Here is a 24,471-nt window from a genome sequence, read left to right as displayed (position 1 = left end):
TTTATGCACCAAAACGACTTAACGACAAATTAATATCTTGTTGTTTTGAAATATCATCAACAAATGCACCATATGTCGTATCCCCTAGCTTCAAACTTAGTTGCATCGGTTGTCGATTGATATCAATTGATCCACTAACGAAATGGTCAATAGAATTATTAGCTGCTAAATTAGTATTGAAATCATTAATATTTTTTGAAAAATCAGTATTAGCTGCTTCAGCAATTTGCTTGGCCATGCCTGAAACATTGGTTTGAACTGACTTGAATGAGTCTACTAATCCATTATTCAAGCCATTCATAATCGCATTACCAGCGGGAATCAATAACTTACGGTCATATTGGATCGGTCCTTTATGCTTCCGAATCCAGTCGCCAATCCCACCAATAAAGTTTTTGACATCATTAAATGCATTTTTTAAGCCATTCAAAAAACCTTTAATAATTGATTTTCCAATGTCAAACAAATTGATATGCTTCATAGCATTAAACGCATTTTTGACTTGGTCGACAATCCAAGTGGCACCAGATTTCAGCCCATTCCAAGCTTTTTTGGCGCCACTTGTCATCGCATTCGCGATGTTAACAATTGTCGATTTAATTGCATTAAACCCATTTTTCCAAAGGGTTTTAATTGTATTTAAAAATGAATTAATGAAATTTTTAAGACCGTTCCAAATATTTTTACTTGCACTAACTGTACCTTTTTGAATACTAGTCAAACTAGATTTAATGCCATTCCAAATATTACTTCCAATAGTTTTAATGCCGGTCCATATGGCATTGATAAAACTTTTAAAACCTGTCCAAGCACTTTTGATAATATTGACCGTGGTTGTAACCAAACCAGTAATAACTGATTTAATACCATTCCAAATAGTATTTGCGGAATCTTTGATAGTGTTCCAAATTAACTGAACATCCGAACCCAATTGCTTAAAATTGCCGGTTACTAAATCAATAACAATTAATACTGGGCTCATCACGGCATCTTTGATTAATCCCCAAATACCTTTGGCAATATCAATAATCCCATTCCAAATTTGGGATAATCCACCACTAAACGTATTCCAAGCATTAGTAGCTACCGAAACTATTCCATTCCATAACCCACTAAAAAAGTTACTCAAACCATTCCAAATAGTAGTAGCAATCGCTACATCACCGTTCCAAATAGTTTGGAAAAATTGAGCTAAACCATTCCAAATAGTTTGAGCTACCGAAACTATCCCGTTCCACAGGTCACTAAAGAAAGAACCTAGCGCTCCAAATACCGTTTGAGCAGTTTGTACTAAAGTATTCCAAATTCCGGACAAAAACGTGGTAAAACTTTGCCAAATTTCTTGTCCAGTTTGGGTTTTCGTAAAAAAGGCAACCAAAGCAGCCACAACGGCTGCAATTGCGGTGACTATAATCATTAAGACATTCGCTTCTAGAATAGCATTGAATGCTACCCAAGCTGTTTTAATCGTGTCAATAGCACTTTTAACACCAACAATAGCAAGCTTAGCTTTATCAACACCTGTTTTTAATAACTCAAATCCTTTAGACAATGCTGTAACGCCTAAAATTGCTGAACCTCCTGCTAGTAAAGGTGTCATAACTTCAGGAATACTACTTACTTTTTTTATAAAATCAGTAATTCCACTAACTGCATTACCAATTACTTTTACAATGTCTCCTATTGCTGTTCCAAATATCGACCAAACGCCACTCAGTGCTTCAATACTGCCATTTATATTAATTAAATTGTTAATGTTATTTATTACATTTTTAATCACATCAACAACAGCACCAATTACTGATTTAATTGCGCCCCAAACAGATTGAATAGCGCCTGTATTGATAAATGCCGTCACCATTTTCGTAATGGCACCGACAACGTTTTGAATTACCCCAATGATTCCATTAAAAGCATTCTCAATGTTAGTTGCTGCCGTTTGAGCATCAATGGATTGTAAACTGCCGCCTAATTGATCTCTAATTGCGGAACCAATTTGTTCTAAATCACCTTTTAAATTGCTAATCAGCCCTTGAAAACTTTGTAATACAACAGGCATCGCTTGTCCAAAACCTTGTTGGAAGGCTGCAACGGTATTATCAACAGCCGTTTTAAATGGAGTAAAATTCTGATACAAACCAGCTAGCGCACCAACTACCAAGCCGATTGCCACAGTAGCTAAACCCCAAGGACTCACTAACCAATTGGCTGCATCAACTAAGGTGGACTTAATTCGATCGGCTGAGGTCAAAAAGCCACCCACAGCAGTCACAGCCGGCCCAATTACTGGTGCCAAACCAATGAAACCACGGGCTAATTGAGAAATTCCATCATTACTAGTTTGCATGTGCGTAAACATATTATCTAAGGCATTTACCACACCCGAAACCATCCCACTGGTTGAAGCCATTGCCGTATTTTGCAACCCTGTAAATGCATCTTTCATCTGGTCAATTCGAGACCCAAGGTTTTGTTGCATTTGCTGCGTTGAACTGTCTAAATAAGCACTTGCCGTTTGAAAAGATCCACCTGCATTATCTAGCGCCGAAGATAAAATATTCCAGTCGACATTACCATTTTTGGCCTCACCATTAACTGATTTTAACAAAGGCAACATTGCATTCATTCCAGCTGTCCCAAACATTGTTTTTAATGCTGCTGCTTTTTGAGATTCGCCCATACCGTCAGTGGCACTAGCTATTTCTTGCAAGATCTGTGGGAATGGTTTCATATTGCCTTGAGCATCAGTAAATGATAGCCCTAAAGCAGTCATTTCGCCTTTGGCAATTTTACTTGGTGCTTCCATTGCTGTTAATGCATGGTTCAAATCCATTGACGCTTGTGCTGCTGGAATACCACTGTTGGTTAATATCCCGACTGCGGTGGATAGCGTCTTCAAGTCCATACCCATATTAACCGCTGTTCCGCCGACATCGGCTAGAACTTGTTGCATGTCGCCAATCGTGGCATTGGACTTATTGGCGGTTTCTGCCAAAATAGCCGAATACATAGTGGCATTTTTCATACCACCACCCCAAAGGTTCATTGATTGTTGAACCACGCTAGCCGTACTACTTAAATCTTCACCAGTAGCAGCAGCAGCTTTAGCTATTGGCGGGAAGTCGTCTTTTAAATCCTTAACCGACGCCCCATTTTTAGCCATTTCAATCATGGCATCAGCTGCTTCCTGTGCACTAATTGGCAAGGTTTGACCTAATTTATTCGCTTCATCACTTAAAGCTTTAATATCTTTCGAAGAACCACCAGCAATCACAGCCGCTTGGTTGATTGACTTTTGAAAATCGCCAAAACCTTTAACTGAACTAGCAGCCATTGCCGTAATTGCTGCCCCAGCAACCGTCATAGATTTACCAATTCCGTTGGCACTTAATCCTGACTGTTTGGATAACTTATTCAAACTACCAACGGCGCTATTAACAGTGGAATTGAATCCTGAATCAACAGCGCTCAACACAGCTTTGACGCTATACGTTTCGGGCATTTAGTTTCCTCCTTTCCTTAATTTTTTGGTATTCTTCATATCGCTTAGCAATTATTTGGTTCCTCGATAGCTGTGGTTCTTGATAACTAACGTTGCACTCCTCAAATTCAGCCCGCACTTTCTTAATTTCTTTTTGAGCATCAAAAAATTGCGTAAATTTCTTAAATTTGGGTTTAGGATTCTTAGAAGAACCTGTAGTAGCTTGCACTCCTTGATTAAGCCAAGCTTGCATGGCTAATTGCTCTTGTTGCTTGATTTGCTTAATTTGATAGGCTTCCATGTAGATTTGATACTCCACGTAAGTCATCTCTTCAGATTGTTTCAAGTTAGAAAAACCTAGATACGCTAATGAATTTAAAATAATCTCGTGGTATGTTACCTCACTATTTTTGAATTCAGTAGGATCTAGGGTTGAGCGTTTTTTAAGGCTACTTTTAAAGCATTAGCTTCATTCATTTCGGCATTGACATCATCAAATAATTTTCCTAGCTCTTTACCACTGGTAATTGAATCAATAAAATCATCCACTGCTTCATGACTAACCCGGGGACTATTCTTAAACGTTGCACAATAAATGACGTCAGACAAAATTGCAGGATCATAGGTTTTCAGTGCTGGAATGGCACGAGTTAAGCCCATCCCGAAACTAAAGTTTTGCATATTCATGCCCGCCACTTGATCCAATTCACGCACAAAACGAACACCAAAGTTTAATTCCTGTTCTTGATTATTAATTTTTAGTTTCATAATTTATTTTCTCCTTTAAATTTTAACTATTAAAAAGCCGCCCAATTAGGACGGTTCAACGACATTATTTAAAGACTGATTATCAACACTTTTCGGCGCAGTAGATGGGATGTAAATTCCTTCATCCGTTTTTGCCCAATCAGTACCTCCATTAGTCTCAATACCATTGTTATCTGTGACTTTATCTAAACCACGGAAAATATAATCAATTTCTTCCTTTTGGTCAGCACTCAAAGCTAACCATCCACGCTTCGGAACTCCATTAATCGCAAAGGATACATCACGTTCAGAAATATCGTCCGCATCATTGGAATTATCGTCTTCACTAACGGTGCCTTGCATATACCACGCATAGAATTTTCCTTCAGCATTGGTTCGGCTGCGGTGAACCGCCCACAGTTCCATCACCTTATTATTTAATAACGCGTCATACATTTGATCCGCAATCACAGATGTGTTGTTGATGAAGTCAACTTCCACATCAGTTTCCAAAGAGGAACTAGTTTGAAATGCACCATCTTTGGTAGTAGTTGAATCACTATCTCGTTGTGGATCAAATTCAAAGGACGTTTGTCCTGGAATTAATGACGCAGATTCGGTCGCCGCATTTTCTAACAGGCGCGCATATGCAACCACGTCTCCACCTTGCATCTGTAATACTTGATTATTAGCCATCTAAATCACTCCTAAAATTTGTAATCTTAAATTTAACATTCCTCGCACTAAAACAGTGTTGGGCACACTAGTGTCAACTCTGATTTGCTTGGATTGATCTTGAACTTTTCCATAAAATACATAATTTAAGCCATCAATTCGACCAATCGCGGCATGAAAAAAGCGGTCGACCATAGTTGACACAGTCAATCGCTGTTTTTGATTCCCCCAAACATCAATATCTATTACTACTGAACCATTAAGCGCTGTTTTACTACCACCGCTTACTCCTTGTACATTACCCACATAAACAAATGGATATGGTGCGTTATTTTCCTTAGCAGGCAAGTAATCATACGTTTTGTACTGATTTTTCAATGAAAAACTATAAAAATAATCAAAAATATCTTGTTCCGGTGATTTTTGCACCATTTAACCACCTACTTTACTAATTTCTGCAAATCACTAATAAATATCGGGCGTTGTTTTTCGAAAGCAGGTTTAACAACCGGTTCAGCTTGCATGAATCTAGTCCCATATTCAGTATATGGATTATAACTTTGCACAATCCCAGCTTCACCAATGAATTTGTTTGGAAAATCAAAGGTAGTTGTCCGCTTGGTTGTTTGTGTTGAGTATCCTTTAACGTAGGCGGTTGAGGTTTCTTCCATGATTTTTTGCTGTAATTCTAAAGTGTTGGTTTTAATTGCTAAACGCACACCTTCTTTATCCTGCATTTTCGTTAATTTACGTGATAATTCCTTATCACCCGAAATACTAAATTTCACTTTAACCATTGATTCGCCCCACAATCAGACTACTTGAACCATTCAATGTATTAGTTTGAGTAGTCAATTGATATTTAATATCATTAATTACACAATATGACCAATCAAAGTCAACAGGCTTAAAGGCTCGAACAACCTTTTTAACATCCAAAATATCACCGAACAATTGTTTTGCACGATCAATACTTAAATCCGTTACATTTGCTGGTAAAGTTGCAACTAAGTTTTCACCATCATCATATTCTCCAGTAATAGGGTTATAGCCACCGCTATCACTATTTTCAATATAAAATTTCACATCATTTGTTTTGCGCATATGGATTTACAAATTTGATTACACTTGGCTTACTATTTGAATCAGCAATCTGATTAATCTCTTTGCTAAATTCGGCAAAGTCATTATCGCTAAATGTAATCGACTCTCCTTCCTGGGAATAGGAACTCATACCCTCATTTTTCAAACGATTAAACCTTTTGATTGACACTTCCACGATAATGTAATTCAGACTAACATCAATAACCGCTAAACCTGTTAAGGTTTGAAGCCGTTGAGTCGTCATATCCACAATATCGCTTAATAGCTCATCACTGGAATCATTATCAATAAACAATAATCGCTTAATTCGACTTAAAATCTCACTCATTCAAACCCTCACTAGGATTTCTTGGTGCTACCACCAATAGTTCCCACAACCACTTTGGTATCATCAAACAAATATGGTGCATAATGCTCGGTGGCATAAATCTCAGTTGACGCTGTTCCTGCAACCCGTTGAGTTTCAACAGTTGCCGTTTTCTTCATCACCAATTTCAAAGCACCCGGCTTAACAAATAAGGCATCAGTGTCAGCTAATTTGCGAGAACGAATAATTTGCACACCTAAAATATCCGCATATGTCCCATTAATTAATTCATTAGCACCAACATCAGAACCAATTTTTTGCTTAACGGCATCCATCCGCAAAGCACTAGCGGTCTTGGGTGACACAATTAAAACTACTTGCGCCGTATCTTCATCATTAAAAATATCCAGTGCTGTTTGAATTCCATCAACAGTGGATGCCATAGATACAGTTTGAGTACCACCTTTGACGGCGGCTAATAAATCATTATCAACTTTGTTGGCTAATGCTAAGCCTAATTGATTGGTGGACTCTTTGACGGGGTCGCCATAACCACTAATGCTAGCCTCATCAGTGATTGACGTACCTAAACCAGCCTTTTTAACCGTCACTGCTTTTTTTGTCGTGCCCAATTTGGCTACAGGAATTGGTTGACCTTCAGGCACATCTTGGGCATCACCTAAATACCCAAAAGCCGGCATGATTAAGGTATCACCCGGTGTTCCAGTTAATGTGTTGTCAATTGTTGCTAAAGGTGTGAATCGCAATGCTTTTTTCAGCGTATAAGACACAATTGGTGCTAAAACTTCTGGGTTAATTAAATCTTGTAACATGGTTTGATCTGCCATATTTAAATTCCTCCTACAATATTATTGAACGCCTCTGGATTGTCTTTAAATAACTCCGCACGTTCTCTACTTGACATTTGATTGAATTGTTCTGCCGTCACATCAACTTTGTTGTTACCCGCTCCTTTAGGTGTCTTGCCTTTTAACAATTCATCTTTGATTGATTTCGACTGTCGTTCATACATTGATTGCACAACTTTGATATTCGTACCAGTGGTATCTTCATCCGCGCCAACAACCAGTTCTAATTCATCATCAGTCAAATCAATGTTTGATTCTTTTAATGCAGCCCTTGCTTGACTTAACAAGTTAATATGCATCAATTGAGCTTCAGCCTTGTCCTTATCAGCCTTGACTTGCTCTAATTCAGCATCTCGCTTTTGATCTGCTGTCATCTTGGCTTCTTTTTTCGCCTGCTCAATAACGTCAGCCTTGGCTTTTTCAATTGCTGTATTTTGTTCTTTTTCAGCTTCCTCCTTTGCCCGTGCTAAACGTTTTTGCACAATTTGGTTAACATCTTCGTCGGTGTATCGTTTTGTTTGTTGTTCTTCTTGATTTTCTTCAGCCATATTAATAGCTCCTTTCCATAACTTTTTAAGTGATTAATGCTTGCACTTTCCATAGCTTTTTTTGACATCAATGCTTGGTCATTTTTAGGCATAATAAAAACGCCTTAATTTTCGATTTAAGGCGTTTTATTAAATTACATATAATTAGTCACAACTACTAACAGAATTGAAGTAGTCTATCACAAACATAACGCTATGCCTATTCCTGTTTCTTTGGTAACTCGTTACCATTTTCATCCAGGCCATATGCTTTTTGAAACTTTTTCATGAATTCATCATGTTTTTTTTGCTGTTCAATTGTTGGTTTAAAATCAGAATCAAAAACAAATTCTTTAGGTGATCCTTGCCACCTGTCAGCGTCATAGTTTTTTTTATTTTTGTTAGTCATTAAATAACTAATCCTCCTCAACAACAATTATCGGCTTTCCATGGGCATCCAAATACATTTCAACAAGTTTAAAATGAGTATTACGTTTAAATAATACCTCATTTTCTAAATCATAGCCTACTAAGTCACGACCTGAATGTGAATGTAAAATAATCATTCGCATCATATCATCTTCATCATAAATTGTTTTAGCAGCAGATGTATAAGCTGGAACCGTATAACCTTTATTATCATACATTTTGTTCAACAAATCATTCAATTCTTTGTGTGAATTAAATCTTGTAAATGATCGTTGCAACTTTTTATTTGAACCATCAAAGACTGGTAGCTTATCCAATGCTTTATCCAAACCATTTTTTATTTTTTCTTGTTGAGATGTTAATTTGATACCATTGCGTAAATTATAGTTCAAATCGTAAGAATCAAAACTCTTATAACTGCGCAATGCCCATAATTCGTCATCAGCTAAATCTTGTGGATTGAGTCTCTTCTTTGCTAGATAATTTTCAAACTCACTTCGTGCATCACCAGCCTTTGAACATCGGCAATTTGGGTGAATTGGAATATCTGGAACATCTTGAATCGGATAAATACCCTCATCTGCATCAGCTATCTCTCGACAAGTTCGACAAGCACTAGGCTCAGCAATCCATTTTACATAGCGAACACCATACTTATTAAAACTAGTCATCTGGGCTTGGTCTTGTACGCGTGCCATTTCAGTTCGTGCTAACCGTTGCGCGACATATGTTTTATTTTTAATATCATCACTAATTAACGGCATTAAATCATGCTGTAATTTATCAGGATTCAAACCTTGCGTCAGTGCATTAGTCAAATCGATCCCAATGGTGGCTTGCAATGCGCTTATAGAATTCCATAACCGTTCCGACCATTGTGCGTTCTGGAATGACGCATCAACTACAGATTCAGCATTAGCTTTAAGTTTGGCATCTGAATTCTTGTAATCACCAAAGATACCGGTTTGGCGCTTAATTTCTTTTAAATATGAATCAGTTAGCTTATTTTTAAGTGATTTCTCAACCTTAGCACCATTTTCCACTAAGATCTGCCCAATCTGAGATTTAATCATCTCCAAACGATTAATTCGCATAGTTGCGTTATAAAGCTTCATTTGCTGATTAGCATAATCACTGAAATCTTTGTTAGGTACCATTTGCGCAGCTTCTTGAGCTAACTTTTCAATATCAGCATTAGAAATCTGCTTCATGGCTTCATTCAAACTAAGATTTTCGGCTTTAGAATAGTTCAAATAGAATTGATTAATCTTATTTTGAATATCTTTGAGCGCTTGGTTATAGTATTTTTCTAACTCTTTATCAAATTTCTGATCTTGTTTAATATTGGAATTAATCCAGTCTTTCTCACGCTTCTCCCAATAGTCCTTGGTCATTGTTCACCATCTTCATCTGAATCGTCAGATTTTTCAGAATCAGACCCTGCAAACTGCTTTTGATTGACCACAGCACGTTTCACTTTTTCATCTTGCTCATCCGCAATCTTTTTAAGTTCAGCTTTCGGATCAGGTACAAATGATAGCGTAGATAACAATGTTTCTTGACTAACTATGCCATTCAACTTGTTAGCTGTATCGGCTTCTTCAGAATTGTTGTTTGGAAGATTGCGTACAAAATGAAACTCTAAATCGTTGCCTAAGTTATCAGCATTAAGTCCAAAACTAACGGTTTTAGCCACTAAATTAAACACTTTTCGCAACTGCTTAGTAAACTTACGTTCTTTATTCGAAGTCAAATTGCGCATTGACAATAACTTATATTCCAATGATCGCCCACTAGTAGCATTGCCAAACACCTCATCATTAATATTTGCTACCATTGAAATCTGAAATATCAAATTGGTTATTCGGTCAATTAAATGTTCTTGGGTTGCGTCAGCATTGGGCTTTTCTAAGAATTTGGCATCAATATCAGCACTAGAATCTTGAGCAATCGCTTGAATCAACCTGCTATCTTTGATAGCCAGTTGGTCTCCATCATCAAGTTGAAATCCCTTTAAAAATAAATATGCATCAGCAAAGTAATCAACATCATCCGCTTTATTGCTCAAAGTTTTATTTAATGCATCAATTAAAGTTTTAACACCGTCCGTAATTCCTGTGCGTTCTTCGTTGTCATAGAACTCAATTGCTGGAACCCCTTGAAATAATAATGATTGCTCATTAACTACTGTTGCATTACTAAACTGAACTAATTGATTTGCTAAATAAACAGTCCCGTTAATACTCAAATCCGTACCAACAGCATATTGAACAAATGCTAAAGGCTCATGAGCCACCGAATCGTCATAAATAAGAAATCCCGAATAAGGTGGTACCACAGTTACTTTGGTTTCTGAATTCTCATTTGTATAAATCAATAAATAGGTTTTGCCATACAACGAAGATTGTTTGGATACTTCACTCAATTCGTCTGTAAAATCTGATTCATTCAACCAATCCTGCAATGCCTGGTTAATTGAGTCATCATCAATCTTAATAGTGGGCGGAATTCCTACAAAAAAACCATTCAGCGTATCGACAAGATATTTACTCATGTTGACAACTAAATGGTTATGGTAATCATCAATTCGATTGCTATTCTTGGGATGTGCTAAATAGTAATCCAGCTTTTCTTTAAACACAGGTGCGTCATTAGCACGATGATAGTCAATGAATTCTTTAATATCATCTTGTGTTAAATCTTGGTCCCTTGGAAATAAATAATTCCCGTTATAGTCAATTGACCCTTTAGTTAACATCCTCAACCTCCTTAAAATAAAATATTTTTACTTAATTTAATCTTTGGTGAACCTTTTCCATTGATTTCTTCCACAGCATATCGCGTGGCATCAATCACGTGGTTATAACTATCAATGGGCTTATTGATATATTCACCTGATTTTTTATCTTTCTGATAAGTGTAATTTTCCAGTTCTTCAATCATCTTCACGCAACGATCATCAATCACTAATTTAAATTGCTGTAAAAATGAAATACCTTGAATAATGGAATCAGGACCCTTTTTAGCTGGTCGAATGCGATAGATTCCATCTCTGCGCATTTCTTCAATGGATTTCTTTTCAGCAGCATCGGCAGTAATTACTTCTTTTTCGTAACCTAAATCCTTAATAACCTCAGCTAGTTCACTATTGATTAAACCTTTCTGGGTGTACTCTTCAATCGCGTATAAAACTTTATTCGGTACATCAACTTTCACATGAATAAAAGCACTCGGGTCATTGACATACCCAAAGTCCAAACCGAACATGGAAGGCAAATCCTTTAACTCATCTGAATTAGGATTCAATCTTTTAGTTTCAAAACTAGGAAACACCAGTTTATCCAACGTGGCAAAGTCACCCAAGGCATAAATCTTGTAATACGCTGGATCCGTATTTTTTAAATTTTCAATAATCTCACGATTATCTGCGTCCAAAAAGCGGTTATCCGTATACGTTGATTGATAAATAGCTATCTTATCAGGATCGTTCAATTGCCCATCGAAGAATTGCTTATACACCCAATTCAACTTAGACACCGGATTAAACATCAAATAAATCTGCCGCTGCTTGTGTTTAGGTTCCCTAAGCCGCAAGGTCAGCTGCGTGTAATCCTCCAAATTAAATTCCGTGGCTTCTTCCATAACCACATCACTTAAGCCTTTAATAGACTTGATTTTTTCAGGATCATCCATGCCCTTGAATAAAAAAACACCGCCGTTTGGCAGTGTAATCGTGAAGTCAGTTTTGTTCACTTTACATAAATCCAGTAATTTAAATGTTTTGAGGCAATCCAATACATCAGTAAAGATGGAATCTTTAATAGAACGTCCTACTTTTCTGGTAAACAAGATTTTGCGTGGATACTTCCAGTTCTTAAGTGCTTTGATTACGACTTTTTGCACTACACCATGACTTTTACCACTAGACGCTCCACCGTACCAAATCTCCGTAAAGTGTTCATAATCATTCAGTTTCTCCCAAACTTGTCGATTGAATACGTGACTTGGGTGCGGGAACTTAATATTAATCGTTGGCATCATATTCACCATCACTATCAATGCTAATATTCAAGTCACCATCAATTTGCTTGCGGTCGGTGAACATTGACTTCGTTTTACCTAACAATTCAGCAGCTTTCAACCGATCCTTACCACCTAACTCAACATTTGAGAACAGCCCCTTGGCTGTCGCCACCGTTTCCGTTTCATCTCCGCGCAATACTGAAGTTAAGAACTCTTGAATTTCTTTAGCATCTGCAATTTTGGCAGAATGAATTAAATTTAGTTGTTTATCAATATATTCTTTGATGTAAGGTTTATTTAAGTTTTCATTAGCAATAACTCCTGCTGTTTTTTTGCTATAGCCAGCTTCAAGCGCAGCTTGTGTTGCATTACCTGTTTTAATATATTCATCAGCAAATCGTTGTTGTTTAGCTGTTAATTTCTTTTTCAATTAATCATCAACTCACATCCTTAAATTTCAGAATATCTATTGCACTTTGTTTATCAATTACGTAACTCAATCGTCCACCATTTAATACCAAGTTATAATATTCGTCATCATTCTGATAAATTTCATCAATCAGCGCCACTTGTGTCACATCAATCCAGGCTTTTAAAGCACTATCTTTATCAATAAAATCTAAATCCTCATCATAATCATAAGTAAAAATGCTAATCATATTTTCTCCAAATAAAAAAGCCAGTCACAATTGACTAGCTCTTTGATTAATTTTTGATATTACTAATTTAACACCGTGCAAGCGGGCAAACAATGAACAAATAGGGAACACTTAGGGAACAAATAGGGAACTAATTATTTATTCGGCAAGATTTCACGCCACGAGTGTAAAGTTGCGTCACATAGCGGTAGCTGTAACTCGTTTCAAGTGATATTTCATATAATCCTAGCCGTTCAATAAAATACATATCCAGCACTTCAGCCTGTTTGGAATTGATTAACTGATCAAAGATATTCTCTAACTGACCTCTCAATTTGCGGGCATCTTGTAAATGCTCATTGATTCGTCGATTAGTTGCATCAATCTGCGCCACAGTATCTTCCAAGCTCAAAGCAATTCCACCTTTAGGCATCCCCGTAATTTTAGAATTACCTAACGCAAATTTTCTCTCATCAAGTCGAGCTAATTTAGTTTCAAGTCGATCAACTTTCGACATAATAATTCGATATTGATTTAAAAATCGTTTGTTAATTTTAAACAATTCGTCGCTCACCTAATTCAACTCCTATTTGTTCAATTTGCTTGAAAATAACAGAATCACAAAAACTTTCTTAAGTTCTATATATACTAATATTTACTATCACATAATGCCCTATATACTCTATATATTATTTCTTATAAAAGTAAAGAATAATAGTGTGATTGTGTTATAAAATTTTGAGATTCCGTGCGCCCCAAGGGGTTTACCGTGAACAAAATCTGCACAGAATCTGCACAAAATCACAAAAACTATTTGTGAATTATATAACGCATCACCGCCGATTTAACAAAAACTAATGTCAAACATAGATTCTGTTATGTTTTTGTTATAGATTCTGTTATTTTTAAATACTTTCTACTTTCTTCCTATTTAAATAGTGGCGTAAAAATTACCTCAATATTCCACGTCAAACTATCCACTAGCGCCGACTACTTTCCACTGATCAGTCTCATCTCGATTATTTAAAACTGCAGCTCGTTTTTTAGCTGCTTTCAAATTAAGATATAATTTTTTATCTTCGTCAAAAATAAATTTTCCATGCGTCCTCATTGCCTTGAAACAAACCACGGGATCTTTCGTATTCACAATCATTCCAAATCCTCCTGTTTAAACCTATTTAATAATTAGTATCAAGGGCACAATAACGCATAACCCCAGCATAATTCCTATAACGTAGGTTTCTAGCACTACGAAACCTGCCGTTTTATAAACTTGTATACCAAAGAAAACTATTGTTGAAAGTTCTATGACTAATAGAAATATGCCAATGTATAACGTCATTAATTCACTGATATTCACTTCCTAATCCTCCAACAAAGTATCAGTCCATCCAGTAGTTTTAATTATATTTAAATTGTTTGAACATAATTTTCGTCATAATCGCTCCCCTCTGAATCTGCCATCCGAGGTTCGAAGTCTTTCCAAACATGTCTTTCAATATCAGAATAATCACATCAAAATATGGTATTAAATTGTATTGAAATTTGTATTTATATGAATCTATCAGCACAAATTTGTGTGTTTCTCATTGCTCACGACCTCCTATTTAAATCCAATCATTAACAGTTTTATTAATATAATTACCCCTACTACGGTTATAATTGCATCAATATATTTTTCGAAACAGTAAGCACTCACTTTATAAATGAAACAACTTAACGAAATGAATTTTAAAATTGCTAATAGCAAAAAACAATAGAAGTGTTCCTATTAGCATTACACTACAAATATTCATTATCAATCCTCAACTTCAATAACACTACCCATAGTTTCTATTACTTTCTTTCGGTCTTTATCAGTTAAATGTACTGCTTGTCCCTTAGCTGGATCATCTCCAACTAAATAGGCAGCTCCAGTCCCACCGCTCAAAGCCTTAATATAGTTTATGTTAACGTAATCGCCATTCTCTAATTTAACTAACTTGGGTTCCATTGTTTATTTCTCCTTAAATAAATTTATTCCCCATTTAATAATTACTTCTTCAGTAAATTGTCTGATAGCCACTCTAACTTCTTCTGTACTGTCACCGTAATTCATTTACACTTACCACCAAATTTAAATTTGTCAATTCATTTGCTAATTCGGCACCTTGCGTTTGAATGTGCTCTAAATCCTATTAAATTAGGAATTAATCGTTTACGAATCGTTCATTTGATCATTTGAGAATTGTACATCGGGATAATTTGATTTAAAAAATACTAACCATCTGGTCTTACCACGTTTATCACCAAATAGCGGTTTGAAATCAATTGATTTCAGTACTTTAGTCACGGGTATCTGCTCATCAGACCACTTAAATATCAATGTTCCCCCAGCTCTTAATACTCGCATAGCTTCGTTGAAACCTTGAACTATATCACTTGACCATGTTTTATTTAATACTCCATATTTCTTGGCCAACCAACTGTTTTTTCCAGCGCTGATTAAATGAGGTGGATCAAACACTACTAAATCAAAGCTATTGTTTTCAAAAGGTAAGTCTCTGAAATCACATATCACGTCAGGGTCTACTTTGATAGTTCGCTCACGTTGGCCATAATTCGTTGGATAAGTGCCCAAATCAAAAGTACCTTGCCGAATGTCGCAAAAAGTAACATCTGGATGATTTGGTTGGTAATAGAACATTCGACCACCACAACACATATCTAAAACTTTAGACAATTACTTTCTCCTTTTTCAAAATTTCAGATAATAACAATTCTTTAGGAATATTTAGTGATATTTTCTGACAAGGACAAATCAGCCAACCATGAAGTAATTTGCCACTACGTTTCATATAATTAACCAGTGAGACTGAAGCTTTTAAGAAATCACTAATTTCGTATAAAGTTCTTGCATAATACACTTTCTCACCCTTGATTAATTCATGCGTGTAAAGGTGTGGTACTTCAACTCCAGCAGCTCTATAAATATTACCTAATGTGTTTCCTGCTACATCGAAGTGGAAACCTGCCTCTTTAAGCGTCTGATTAGTTTCCATCAAATATCTATTAATTTCAGCTAAGCTTGGATTTGTGGATTCTTCGGTGTCCAAATTATCCCGAATTACAATTAATCTTTCGTCATCAGCTGGAACTTTGGCTACTGATCCGTATTCATACTCAAGGTCTTGAATCAATGGTAGAACTGTCGTTAGGCTGCTCATCAATCTCCGCCACCTCCCGTAACTCTCGAATTCCATTTACAATTGCCTCATCAATACTTATTTGACCATCCCAATACTCATCAAATAACTCTGAAGTCCGTGTTATTGCATCTTCTTTTAAATTAACGGGGTCAATCTTGACCCGTTGCGTTTTCCAATCATAATGTTTTCTCATTGTTAAACCCTCCTATAAAGCCACTACAAAATATCGTTTTCGATCCGACCTTTGTTTTTGCTTACTATCTAAATCAAATTTCTCAATCAATTCTTTGTTGAATATTTTCTTGCCCGTAATATTATTTGATTTAATTCCAGACTCTTTACACCAACTGGTGAATTCTGAATATAAATCCGCCGATGGTTTGCTGAGTACATATTCCAAATTAACTTCTTGATCATCAGCCCAACTTAGTACTGTTGAATTATCCGTTTTGTAGTCATTCATCATGTCAATTACTCTATTCGGTTGTGCAAACTCACCAGTGTTAATCAATCGCTTGACTCCGCTCAAAGCAAGGTTTAATAAATAACTCATCGCGTTATCGGTCGTTAATTTATCTTCGATATTTGGATCGAAATCAGCATCATCAGCACTAAACTTGGCGTTAAAGGGTATGAACATCAGTCGACTGTAAAATCCATCTGTCTTGTCGTAACTCCGCGGGATTGTATTTGCTGAAAAAATCATCTTGGCATAAGGTTCTAATTCAAAAGGTCGCTCACCTTTGCGCTCAACCATAATCGAATCACCGGTAAATATTTTCTTAATCGTCCCGGTTTCTTTCAGCGGTAGATTATTAATATCATCCCCGATGTTTGCCAATTTGTGTTCCAATTCTGCGGTAGCAAATCGATCAGTTAGTTTATCTAAACCAATTGTTGAATAATTGCGTCGACCCAAGAAATTTTTAATCATGTCCATTACAGTCGACTTGCCGTTACGTCCACTGCCCACAAACATAAATCCAGCTCGATACCGATTGTTCTTAATTAAACAGTACCCAAGAATTTCCTCAAATAAAGCTCTAATTTCTACATCCCCTTGAAATACATTACTTAACATCTGGTCAACGTTCTCATCATAGGCATCACGATTGAATTTGACTGGTATTCGGTCAAATTCAATTGCCCGATAATCAAAGTCCATCAACTCACCAGTGCGGACATCTAATCTCGTGTTGTTCAAATTAATCACATAAGGATTAATTTTGATATCCGCTTGGTTGCGGTGAGTTTCGATTCGAATATAAGCCAGAACTTCATTGCGTTGCTGTTGTTTAATCGCTGGAAACATATCAATCATTTTGCGCTCAATAATTCGATCATCCTGTTGATAATAATTGTCATCATAAACATAAAGTTGATTGTTAACCGTCACGATATGGTATTGCTTAATTAATTCATTACCAAACTCATTGTGCTTGAAGCCACTCACTTTTTTGGGTTCAATTTTTTTAACTTCATCCTCAGCCTTAAATGATTCATCACGAAGAATCACCTGTAGCTCACTATTTGGTAATGGTTCATCAAAGACATAATCATTAATTACTTCAATTGTTTGCCTAATAGCATCTTTATTCAATCCCTGGCCTTGCAAGAAAACAATATAGTTATAAAGTTGCTGATTTCTCCCGTCACCATCAGACATAAATTTAAAGTTAAACTTATCACTAGGCGCTGACACTGGTTTAAGAAAAGCTGGAACTTCATCAAGATCTTTCAGCGCTACTTTTCGTAATACTTCACGCTTCTTGCCGTCTTTTTTGAGAACAACATAGGCACGTTTATTACCATTGGTGCCACTGCGACAATCCGAAAATAAACCACAGGCTAATCTAGCTTTTACGAAATTTTTAAATGGTTCATTTGCTTTGAACCAGAAATGATATCCACGAGTTGTTTGATAAACACGCGTTTTAAGTTCCAAACCGTCAACAATATTCAGCATTAATTGCGCATCATCAGTACTATCGAAATCCAAAACGATGAAACCTTTGGGCACGACCACGGCATAGTTGTCGAAGTCTTTCACTTCCGCTGCCGTTTTCGTATTGCTGGGGTCTTTCCATTTATGTGCGGGTTTCTTTTTGTCGTTTAATATGATAAATTCCAAAAGTTACCCTCCTAACTGATTAATGATTTCTTTAAATTCCTCAATTGAACGTGGTGTGTAGTGTTTGCCACCACTTGCCCAAATTCGTTTTCGATGAATCACTTGATCAGACTGCATTTGATTAGAACCAACCTTCAATTCAAATGCGACAAACTGACCATTAACACAAGCCAGAATATCAGGTGTACCTTTACCAGTTCTGCCCGAACCATAAACATTCACACAATAAATCCGCTTTTGTTTCAAATAATTTAAGCATTTGGTTTGAAGTTGTGCTTCACGACCCATAATTAAAGGTCGTCCAAGTCATCTAAATCATCATCTTCATCACTATCAACCATTGGTTTTTCATCTTCAGCACCATCGAATCCATCAGCACTTTTTATATTTTCCAAATTAGCATTAACATAAGCTTTACCTGTTTTCTCGTTAATTTGATCTGATTCTTTGTGAACCACATCAGCTTCTAAATATTTGCCAATCAAATCATCGGTGTCACTTTCACCAGCGCCCCATTGATTGAGAATAATACCAACCCAGAAACTCCAGGCTTTCTGCGCACCTTCATTCAATTTGCCATCGGCTTTTAACAAGGTGAATCTTTCACTAAATTTCTTACCATCTTTGGTAATTAAATTAATTGTAATTTTGCCGAAATCTTCATACTTCGAATCATCCACATCGTCAACTTTAAATACATAGTGCCCTTCTGGAATAAGCCCTTGACCAACTTCAACTGTCTTAATTTTTGCCATTTTAATTTCTCCTATTTAATCTTCTGATTTAACTTTTTCACGCAACGTGTAACTTTCAGTTTCTTTACTATACTGATCAAACAAACCTGCATCCTTTAGCTTCTTACCATCTACCGTCTGTCTAGTAGTCTTAGTTACATTAAAGTCAAAATGTTTGCTACTAAAGCTTTCATATTTTGAATCGGCTTTAAAGTTATCTACGGCTAGTCCTTTGATTGCAACTTTCAACTTTTTCTGCCGGTCAATTAAAGGCTGAACTTCAACCATTTTTGAATTAAGTTCCATCTGGTTGGCATCATATTCTTCTAACAGTGTATTCAAATCATCATCTGTTACCTCAACAGTTTGCAATGCTTTCAGTGCTTCCGTATCTTTCTTTTCGTCAAAATCTGGACTCATACCACTTACTACATATTGATTCCAGAAAGCAAGCACTTTATCAACGTAATCTCGTTTGAAATGTGGATATTCTTCACCCAAACTAAATAAATATATTTTCGTGTTTTGGCTATTTGCCACAAAATTTTCAGGATGATCGTAATCACTATTTTCAAGAAAAGTACCCGTTACATAAAAGCGATCTAACCCTGAAAGATAGGTGTAAAGTGCGGCTTGAAGCTTATAATATTCGGGAACCCCATCCAGCCAGTCTTCTGCTCGTTTAGTGGTCTTAATCTCCAATATATAATCTTCACCTGTTTCATCATCATGACCAAGGCCATCCCACATACCACCTAATACTTTGGTGCTGTGATAAAAGTCACCCCATGTCTTCTTAAACGCCGAACCTGCTGTGCCATCACCAATGACATCATCTGGATTGTCAACGTCCCAAAAAAGTTTGTTTCGTAAATAATCTTCGCGAATTTTGGGTTCAATGATCTTCCCAGCTTTGGTGTAAATATTATCTTCAAACGGTTGTTCCCAAGTTCGAGTCAATGCGCACCAAATTTGAAAGGGTGTTGTCCACCGGTTCAAACCCATAACTGCCGCAAATCTGGTTGCCGTAATTTTTTTAAACGATTTAGGCATTGTGTCCAAAACAATATGATTATTTTCAAAATGATATTGATTACTCATCTATTCCGCCACCGTATCGCCGACTTTTTCTAGTAATTTATCAGCTTGTTTTTGTGTCAACCCACCCTTAATCTTAGTTTTTACTTTGGCAATAAATGGCTCATACTTTTCATCTTTTGCCCGTAACTTCTTCAGACCTTTCACAATTGAATGCTTCTGCACGTCAGTCATTTCACCGTCGGCGTTTGTAATTTTGGCTTTGGCATTCTTGCGTTCAGTTGCACTAGCGGATTTCTTGTTAACTTTGGTAGTAGCTACTTTATTAGATTTTTCAGCTTGGGGTTCTTCCTTAGCAGCCGTATTTCCGCTATCAATCTCATCATGTTCAACTACATCCAATAGTAGAAAGTATAGATACCGCCTTTGGTATGTTTCAACAGCGCCCATGGCTTGAATTGAGTTCATGCCTTTAGCAGTTAATTCCACCATTGGTGACTTAAATTCTTCGAAGTCCACTGATTTAATCACATGATTTTCATCGCGCACAATGCTGTCTGCATCAACCACCTTTAGCGTTGCAACCTCATGATTAAATGAGATGTTGGCTGTTAAATGATATTTAGCCAACAGACGATTAGCAATGGGTACAATATCTTCTAGTTCGAAATATTTATACTCCGAAAACCGATTCACACCACTCTTCTTAATTTCTTCGTCCAGAAACTCCAAACGCACATTCGTAATTTTTTGGTAAATATTTAGTTCTGATACATCTGATTCTTTTGCTTTCGTTACTGTCTTTTTACTCGCTGCCACTTCGTATCCTTTCTTGCCTACATAATCGGCAATTCGCTTATTAGCTAGTTCTATATAAAATTCTTTATCAATTTGTTCTAAAGTAATGGTATTAGTATTATCAATTTCACAATGTTCAGGTAAGTTAGAAATCTTATCTCGCCGACCGTTACCCTTTAACTTAAACAGTGAACCATTGCTCTCATCCTTAGACGCATACACTCGGTTGACTTTCTGGACTTCAACATCTTGACCATTAACCACTTGCACGGTTCTATCATAGGTAGAACCAGTTTTAGCGACCATTTGAAAATCTAGTACATTCTGGTCATTTTCAATCGTTTCTTTGGGATCAATTCCATTCATGAAATAATCCACCAAAGCTTTGTTAAGCACTACTAGTGACCGATTTTCAAAACTGCCACCTTTGAACAACGAAACATAACCACCTTTAGTCTTCAGTGCATCATGATCTTCATCAATCACCACTTTTTGACCATTCTCAAAAATGTAAGATTCGCCTTTCATCATGACGTAATTATTAACATCTTTCTGGGCTATCACTTTCATCGCCGTGCGTTCCATATTCATATTGGTACGGTGTTCCCATTCTTCTAAAGTTGACTCAATTTCATCAGCAACTTCATTCTTAAAGCGAAAAATAATCCCATCCGTATTCGTTTGAATTAGTTCGAAGCTCTCAATATCTTCCAGTTTGTCAATCAAATCAGTTAATAATAGTTGCCCGTTGATACAAATAGCATTCGCCTGCCGTGGGTCAAATAATTCATTAAATTGATTCTTGGATGCACCATATGTGGTGTTTAAAATCAATTTTAATGCTCCCGCCGTAGCTTTATCACCGCTATTTTTCGCTTTAATCCGCTGATGATAAACATCTTCAAAGCCCTTAGGATTAGGCACATTACGTGAAAGATATTGATATTGAATCATCAAACTTGGATAATAGCTAGACACATCAGCGGTTAAGATCGTATGTTCACTATCTTCTTTCACGAAATAATTCTTAACAGCCCCATGTAATCCACCCCAAGCGTACGTGTGTGGCACACCCGCCACTTTCACATCCAAACTGGTCTGATACATACTGGTTAATTCTTTGAGCTGTCGTTTAATTGACTGCTTAGATCTCTCACTTTTGGCTTTAGTTAGCTTAGCTTTTAATCGTTTTTGTTCAAAACTAATTGGATCTTTAAAGAAATCCAGCACTTCTTGATATTTACCAATCTTCAAGTTCTCATTGATTGGATAATCAAATTCATCCGTATGGTTCTTCTTTTTGGCTTCCAAGAATGCTGCTGTTAATTTCGCATTCGTTAAACTGAGGGCATATCTAGGCTCAAAGTCCTTCAATTTACCAACCGTTAACTTTGCGTCTAAGTAGTTCTTCCGTTCGTTGAACAGTCGCACGGTATTAAGAACATCTGACGAGCAATATTTAATTTCTAAGTCTAATTCTGCTTTAGTTAACGCACGGTCAATACCAAATGGCACGCCCGTTTCCACAATAGATTTACCAAGGTTAGCTTCAATTGCCTTTAAAGATAAATTAATCGACAAGTCATCTCGCAAATCTGAACTATAAAACGGCTTCTTACGGTACTGAATGAATTTAAATTCCCACGGATTCTTACCACCAATAATCCAATCATTATGCTCTTTTACAAGCTTATTTGAACCACCGGCCAGCATGGTCAATATGATGTAGTCATCATAATGTTTGTTATTAAATCCAACGAATAACTTATGATCCTTAGCATCAAACATATCTTTGACTTGCTTTAAGTCGTTATGGATAACTCGCGTTGAGTTATTAGTCACATCATGAATTACAACTAACCAGTCTTCTTTAAACACTTCAATATCGTAAATCATGTAATTAATCATATTGTCATCGCCAACAATCCCAACACTATTATGATTTCAAAATAATAACCTAAAAAACTAGTCAACTTTGAATGCGGCTCCAGCCCAAAGTAATAACAAAATCTTAAATATAAATCCTCCAATTCCATCACTTCTTTCGTTTGTAAAAACCTTTCTGATAATGGTCAATATATTCTTCAAATAGCTTTTCGCTGAAATCTTCAAAATTAGCTAACGATTGATAGATTTGGCGCTCCACGGTACCTGTGGTGATGAAATGAATATAGGAACATTTATTTAATTGACCAGTTCGATGTGTTCGATCACGACTTTGCTCTAAAATCGTGCTTCGTAAAGTCGGTTCGTAATAGATGGTTGTATCTGCTGCATAAAGGTCAATCCCTGTGGCACCACTTTGGTATTGCACAACAATTACTTGAATACTGGGGTCACTTTGAAAGTCCCGCCAAATCAGCTTATTTTTTTGACTGCCGTCAAGACGAACATATTTAATCTTGCGCTTAGCCAGCAATTGACAAATAGAATCAATGGAGTAGCTAAATTCGGCAAAGATAACCAGTTTCTTTTCAAAACCCTCTAGAAAATCATTCAATGCTTGCAGTTTATTCGTCTTGAGAAATTCCAAATCTCCATAATCATTCATCACGAATCCTGAACAAATTTGCCTCAACTTCAGCATTCGGCTCAACGGGTTCTCAGCCAATATTTCGAATTGACTAATTACTGAATCTTTAGACAATTCTTTGTAATAAGACTTTTCAGCTAATTCAATCGGCAAGATTTCATCAGGCAACTTCTCAGGTAAATCCAAACATTCTTCTTTCGTCACCCGATAGGAGTGTTCATTAATAATCTGTTGTAACTCCGTTACATTGTGATATCGATATGGCTGGTAATACTGATTCAATAACGCATATTTATCTAACCAATCATAGTAACTACCAAAGATTTCTGAATTTACTCTTCCTTTAACTACTTTTGGCTTCAGAAAAGTCAATTGCGACCAAATGTTCTCCAATTGACCATTCGAAATAGGGGTTCCGGTCAAGATATAGCGGTAAATGCTTTTGGTGGCCAAGTGCAACAAGAATTTAGCTCGCTTAGATGTTCGATTCTTAATAAAGTGACTTTCATCCAGAACAATTGCATCCCAGTACTTATCCATTTCAGACTTTTGCGACTGTCGCCAAACGCGGTCGTAATTAATCAAAGTTAAGTGTCGATTCAAAACGTGCTGCTCAACCACGTCAAATAATTCAATATCACGTTGCCAAGCACCTAGTGCCGATTTCGGTGCGACAATCAAACACTCCTTAGCTTTGCCAACGGTAATCAATTCCAGTAATCTAACTAATGTGGGAATAGTTTTACCTGTTCCCTGTTCCATAAACAATGCAAACTGGTCATTCAAACGTAAATAACTTAATGCTAACTTTTGGTGTTCATATAACTTTATTTGCATAGCAAACCTAATAAACGTTTTTTATTCTTATCGACGTATTTTTTAAAATCGTCACGCAAAAAATAATATTGTGAACCTTTAGACCAGTATTTAACACAGCCCCCGTGTTCGATATCTAATTCTTTTTTGATTTGTGGATTGTAAATAATGGTCAGTAGACTTTGACGTCCGACTCCCAAATATTCTTGTGCTTGTTTAAGCGTCCAAAACACTGGTTCATTGTCAACAGCTTCTCGCAAATCTTTGTATTCAGTCTTAGGAATGATAATTTGATCAGGCGAAAGCTCAATTTGGACTCCACTTAAATCAATTGCTTGAACTGTTTGGTCAATTTCATCAATAGCAATCATTTGAATTCCACCATAGCTTTAATTTGTTGTTCCATTTATATTTCATTACCCTTCCCTAATTT

The 24,471-nt window shown here is 36.5% G+C and carries 29 protein-coding genes; all 29 read right to left on the bottom strand.

The window, feature by feature from the left end:
* Position 1 precedes the first annotated feature (1 nt).
* Complete coding sequence (locus MOO45_RS02885) at positions 2 to 3,502, bottom strand: phage tail tape measure protein (protein WP_249514887.1); 3,501 nt, start codon at positions 3,500 to 3,502, stop codon at positions 2 to 4.
* The gene (locus MOO45_RS02880; RefSeq protein WP_249515138.1) at positions 3,486 to 3,809 is read right to left on the bottom strand and encodes a hypothetical protein; all 324 of its coding nucleotides are present in this window, start codon (positions 3,807 to 3,809) and stop codon (positions 3,486 to 3,488) included. Before MOO45_RS02880 ends, MOO45_RS02885 begins: the two co-directional genes overlap by 17 nt.
* Positions 3,810 to 3,907: 98 nt before the next feature.
* On the bottom strand, positions 3,908 to 4,249 hold the full coding sequence (locus tag MOO45_RS02875) for a tail assembly chaperone (protein ID WP_249514886.1): 342 nt from the start codon (positions 4,247 to 4,249) through the stop codon (positions 3,908 to 3,910).
* Positions 4,250 to 4,294: 45 nt separating this feature from the next.
* Entirely contained in the window at positions 4,295 to 4,924 is a 630-nt protein-coding gene (locus tag MOO45_RS02870) for a phage major tail protein, TP901-1 family (protein ID WP_249514885.1), read from the bottom strand.
* Positions 4,925 to 5,335 (bottom strand): hypothetical protein, encoded by a 411-nt coding sequence (locus MOO45_RS02865; RefSeq protein ID WP_249514884.1) that lies wholly within the window; start codon positions 5,333 to 5,335, stop codon positions 4,925 to 4,927.
* Between the two features lie 8 nt (positions 5,336 to 5,343).
* Entirely contained in the window at positions 5,344 to 5,700 is a 357-nt protein-coding gene (locus MOO45_RS02860) for an HK97-gp10 family putative phage morphogenesis protein (protein ID WP_249514883.1), read from the bottom strand.
* Entirely contained in the window at positions 5,693 to 6,007 is a 315-nt protein-coding gene (locus tag MOO45_RS02855; protein ID WP_249514882.1) for a hypothetical protein, read from the bottom strand. The genes MOO45_RS02860 and MOO45_RS02855 overlap by 8 nt, the downstream gene beginning before the upstream one ends.
* Complete coding sequence (locus MOO45_RS02850; protein ID WP_249514881.1) at positions 5,991 to 6,335, bottom strand: phage head-tail connector protein; 345 nt, start codon at positions 6,333 to 6,335, stop codon at positions 5,991 to 5,993. Before MOO45_RS02850 ends, MOO45_RS02855 begins: the two co-directional genes overlap by 17 nt.
* Positions 6,336 to 6,346: 11 nt before the next feature.
* Positions 6,347 to 7,162, bottom strand: a complete 816-nt coding sequence (locus MOO45_RS02845) for a N4-gp56 family major capsid protein (protein WP_249514880.1) — start codon at positions 7,160 to 7,162, stop codon at positions 6,347 to 6,349.
* Positions 7,163 to 7,164: 2 nt separating this feature from the next.
* Entirely contained in the window at positions 7,165 to 7,731 is a 567-nt protein-coding gene (locus MOO45_RS02840; RefSeq protein WP_249514879.1) for a DUF4355 domain-containing protein, read from the bottom strand.
* A 199-nt stretch (positions 7,732 to 7,930) separates the two neighbouring features.
* Positions 7,931 to 8,119 (bottom strand): hypothetical protein, encoded by a 189-nt coding sequence (locus MOO45_RS02835; protein ID WP_249514878.1) that lies wholly within the window; start codon positions 8,117 to 8,119, stop codon positions 7,931 to 7,933.
* Between the two features lie 7 nt (positions 8,120 to 8,126).
* A complete protein-coding gene (locus MOO45_RS02830) occupies positions 8,127 to 9,533 on the bottom strand; it encodes a minor capsid protein (RefSeq protein WP_249514877.1) in 1,407 nt (468 codons plus the stop codon).
* Positions 9,530 to 10,897: a phage portal protein gene (locus tag MOO45_RS02825; RefSeq protein WP_249514876.1), complete on the bottom strand. Its 1,368-nt coding sequence runs from the start codon at positions 10,895 to 10,897 to the stop codon at positions 9,530 to 9,532. Before MOO45_RS02825 ends, MOO45_RS02830 begins: the two co-directional genes overlap by 4 nt.
* 11 nt (positions 10,898 to 10,908) lie before the next feature.
* Entirely contained in the window at positions 10,909 to 12,177 is a 1,269-nt protein-coding gene (locus tag MOO45_RS02820) for a PBSX family phage terminase large subunit (RefSeq protein ID WP_249515137.1), read from the bottom strand.
* Positions 12,164 to 12,592 carry a terminase small subunit gene (locus tag MOO45_RS02815; RefSeq protein ID WP_249514875.1) on the bottom strand — a complete coding sequence of 143 codons (429 nt, stop codon included), beginning with the start codon at positions 12,590 to 12,592 and terminating at the stop codon, positions 12,164 to 12,166. The genes MOO45_RS02820 and MOO45_RS02815 overlap by 14 nt, the downstream gene beginning before the upstream one ends.
* A gap of 7 nt (positions 12,593 to 12,599) precedes the next feature.
* Positions 12,600 to 12,821: a hypothetical protein gene (locus MOO45_RS02810; protein ID WP_249514874.1), complete on the bottom strand. Its 222-nt coding sequence runs from the start codon at positions 12,819 to 12,821 to the stop codon at positions 12,600 to 12,602.
* 130 nt (positions 12,822 to 12,951) lie between these two features.
* Positions 12,952 to 13,374, bottom strand: a complete 423-nt coding sequence (locus tag MOO45_RS02805) for a hypothetical protein (protein WP_249514873.1) — start codon at positions 13,372 to 13,374, stop codon at positions 12,952 to 12,954.
* Positions 13,375 to 13,773: 399 nt separating this feature from the next.
* A complete protein-coding gene (locus MOO45_RS02800; RefSeq protein WP_249514872.1) occupies positions 13,774 to 13,953 on the bottom strand; it encodes a hypothetical protein in 180 nt (59 codons plus the stop codon).
* Between the two features lie 645 nt (positions 13,954 to 14,598).
* Positions 14,599 to 14,793, bottom strand: coding sequence for a hypothetical protein (locus MOO45_RS02795; protein ID WP_249514871.1), 195 nt, complete (start codon positions 14,791 to 14,793; stop codon positions 14,599 to 14,601).
* A 204-nt stretch (positions 14,794 to 14,997) separates the two neighbouring features.
* Positions 14,998 to 15,522 carry a class I SAM-dependent methyltransferase gene (locus MOO45_RS02790; RefSeq protein WP_249514870.1) on the bottom strand — a complete coding sequence of 175 codons (525 nt, stop codon included), beginning with the start codon at positions 15,520 to 15,522 and terminating at the stop codon, positions 14,998 to 15,000.
* Positions 15,515 to 16,009, bottom strand: coding sequence for a hypothetical protein (locus MOO45_RS02785; RefSeq protein WP_249514869.1), 495 nt, complete (start codon positions 16,007 to 16,009; stop codon positions 15,515 to 15,517). The genes MOO45_RS02790 and MOO45_RS02785 overlap by 8 nt, the downstream gene beginning before the upstream one ends.
* Positions 15,963 to 16,181, bottom strand: a complete 219-nt coding sequence (locus tag MOO45_RS02780) for a hypothetical protein (RefSeq protein WP_249514868.1) — start codon at positions 16,179 to 16,181, stop codon at positions 15,963 to 15,965. Before MOO45_RS02780 ends, MOO45_RS02785 begins: the two co-directional genes overlap by 47 nt.
* Before the next feature lie 12 nt (positions 16,182 to 16,193).
* A complete protein-coding gene (locus tag MOO45_RS02775) occupies positions 16,194 to 18,119 on the bottom strand; it encodes a phage/plasmid primase, P4 family (RefSeq protein WP_249514867.1) in 1,926 nt (641 codons plus the stop codon).
* 3 nt (positions 18,120 to 18,122) lie between these two features.
* Positions 18,123 to 18,407, bottom strand: coding sequence for a hypothetical protein (locus tag MOO45_RS02770; RefSeq protein WP_249514866.1), 285 nt, complete (start codon positions 18,405 to 18,407; stop codon positions 18,123 to 18,125).
* 2 nt (positions 18,408 to 18,409) lie between these two features.
* Entirely contained in the window at positions 18,410 to 18,874 is a 465-nt protein-coding gene (locus tag MOO45_RS02765) for a hypothetical protein (RefSeq protein WP_249514865.1), read from the bottom strand.
* A 15-nt stretch (positions 18,875 to 18,889) separates the two neighbouring features.
* Entirely contained in the window at positions 18,890 to 19,954 is a 1,065-nt protein-coding gene (locus tag MOO45_RS02760; protein ID WP_249514864.1) for a YqaJ viral recombinase family protein, read from the bottom strand.
* Positions 19,955 to 22,585, bottom strand: a complete 2,631-nt coding sequence (locus tag MOO45_RS02755) for an ERF family protein (RefSeq protein ID WP_249514863.1) — start codon at positions 22,583 to 22,585, stop codon at positions 19,955 to 19,957.
* Between the two features lie 139 nt (positions 22,586 to 22,724).
* On the bottom strand, positions 22,725 to 24,059 hold the full coding sequence (locus tag MOO45_RS02750; protein WP_249514862.1) for a DEAD/DEAH box helicase: 1,335 nt from the start codon (positions 24,057 to 24,059) through the stop codon (positions 22,725 to 22,727).
* Positions 24,050 to 24,409: a DUF771 domain-containing protein gene (locus tag MOO45_RS02745; RefSeq protein ID WP_249514861.1), complete on the bottom strand. Its 360-nt coding sequence runs from the start codon at positions 24,407 to 24,409 to the stop codon at positions 24,050 to 24,052. Before MOO45_RS02745 ends, MOO45_RS02750 begins: the two co-directional genes overlap by 10 nt.
* Positions 24,410 to 24,471 lie beyond the last annotated feature (62 nt).

The organism is Bombilactobacillus folatiphilus, from assembly GCF_023380265.1.
Lineage (GTDB): Bacteria > Bacillota > Bacilli > Lactobacillales > Lactobacillaceae > Bombilactobacillus > Bombilactobacillus folatiphilus.
This window is presented reverse-complemented; position numbering and strand designations above follow the sequence as displayed.

Excerpts from the sequence above, each read along its gene's own strand:
- MOO45_RS02885 (WP_249514887.1), bottom strand. The coding sequence starts at position 3,502 with ATGCCCGAAACGTATAGCGTCAAAGCTGTGTTGAGCGCTGTTGATTCA.
- MOO45_RS02880 (WP_249515138.1), bottom strand. The coding sequence starts at position 3,809 with ATGACTTACGTGGAGTATCAAATCTACATGGAAGCCTATCAAATTAAG.
- MOO45_RS02875 (WP_249514886.1), bottom strand. The coding sequence starts at position 4,249 with ATGAAACTAAAAATTAATAATCAAGAACAGGAATTAAACTTTGGTGTT.
- MOO45_RS02870 (WP_249514885.1), bottom strand. The coding sequence starts at position 4,924 with ATGGCTAATAATCAAGTATTACAGATGCAAGGTGGAGACGTGGTTGCA.
- MOO45_RS02865 (WP_249514884.1), bottom strand. The coding sequence starts at position 5,335 with ATGGTGCAAAAATCACCGGAACAAGATATTTTTGATTATTTTTATAGT.
- MOO45_RS02860 (WP_249514883.1), bottom strand. The coding sequence starts at position 5,700 with ATGGTTAAAGTGAAATTTAGTATTTCGGGTGATAAGGAATTATCACGT.
- MOO45_RS02855 (WP_249514882.1), bottom strand. The coding sequence starts at position 6,007 with ATGCGCAAAACAAATGATGTGAAATTTTATATTGAAAATAGTGATAGC.
- MOO45_RS02850 (WP_249514881.1), bottom strand. The coding sequence starts at position 6,335 with ATGAGTGAGATTTTAAGTCGAATTAAGCGATTATTGTTTATTGATAAT.
- MOO45_RS02845 (WP_249514880.1), bottom strand. The coding sequence starts at position 7,162 with ATGGCAGATCAAACCATGTTACAAGATTTAATTAACCCAGAAGTTTTA.
- MOO45_RS02840 (WP_249514879.1), bottom strand. The coding sequence starts at position 7,731 with ATGGCTGAAGAAAATCAAGAAGAACAACAAACAAAACGATACACCGAC.
- MOO45_RS02835 (WP_249514878.1), bottom strand. The coding sequence starts at position 8,119 with ATGACTAACAAAAATAAAAAAAACTATGACGCTGACAGGTGGCAAGGA.
- MOO45_RS02830 (WP_249514877.1), bottom strand. The coding sequence starts at position 9,533 with ATGACCAAGGACTATTGGGAGAAGCGTGAGAAAGACTGGATTAATTCC.
- MOO45_RS02825 (WP_249514876.1), bottom strand. The coding sequence starts at position 10,897 with ATGTTAACTAAAGGGTCAATTGACTATAACGGGAATTATTTATTTCCA.
- MOO45_RS02820 (WP_249515137.1), bottom strand. The coding sequence starts at position 12,177 with ATGCCAACGATTAATATTAAGTTCCCGCACCCAAGTCACGTATTCAAT.
- MOO45_RS02810 (WP_249514874.1), bottom strand. The coding sequence starts at position 12,821 with ATGATTAGCATTTTTACTTATGATTATGATGAGGATTTAGATTTTATT.
- MOO45_RS02800 (WP_249514872.1), bottom strand. The coding sequence starts at position 13,953 with ATGATTGTGAATACGAAAGATCCCGTGGTTTGTTTCAAGGCAATGAGG.
- MOO45_RS02795 (WP_249514871.1), bottom strand. The coding sequence starts at position 14,793 with ATGGAACCCAAGTTAGTTAAATTAGAGAATGGCGATTACGTTAACATA.
- MOO45_RS02780 (WP_249514868.1), bottom strand. The coding sequence starts at position 16,181 with ATGAGAAAACATTATGATTGGAAAACGCAACGGGTCAAGATTGACCCC.
- MOO45_RS02770 (WP_249514866.1), bottom strand. The coding sequence starts at position 18,407 with ATGGGTCGTGAAGCACAACTTCAAACCAAATGCTTAAATTATTTGAAA.
- MOO45_RS02765 (WP_249514865.1), bottom strand. The coding sequence starts at position 18,874 with ATGGCAAAAATTAAGACAGTTGAAGTTGGTCAAGGGCTTATTCCAGAA.
- MOO45_RS02760 (WP_249514864.1), bottom strand. The coding sequence starts at position 19,954 with ATGAGTAATCAATATCATTTTGAAAATAATCATATTGTTTTGGACACA.
- MOO45_RS02755 (WP_249514863.1), bottom strand. The coding sequence starts at position 22,585 with ATGATTTACGATATTGAAGTGTTTAAAGAAGACTGGTTAGTTGTAATT.
- MOO45_RS02750 (WP_249514862.1), bottom strand. The coding sequence starts at position 24,059 with ATGCAAATAAAGTTATATGAACACCAAAAGTTAGCATTAAGTTATTTA.
- MOO45_RS02745 (WP_249514861.1), bottom strand. The coding sequence starts at position 24,409 with ATGATTGCTATTGATGAAATTGACCAAACAGTTCAAGCAATTGATTTA.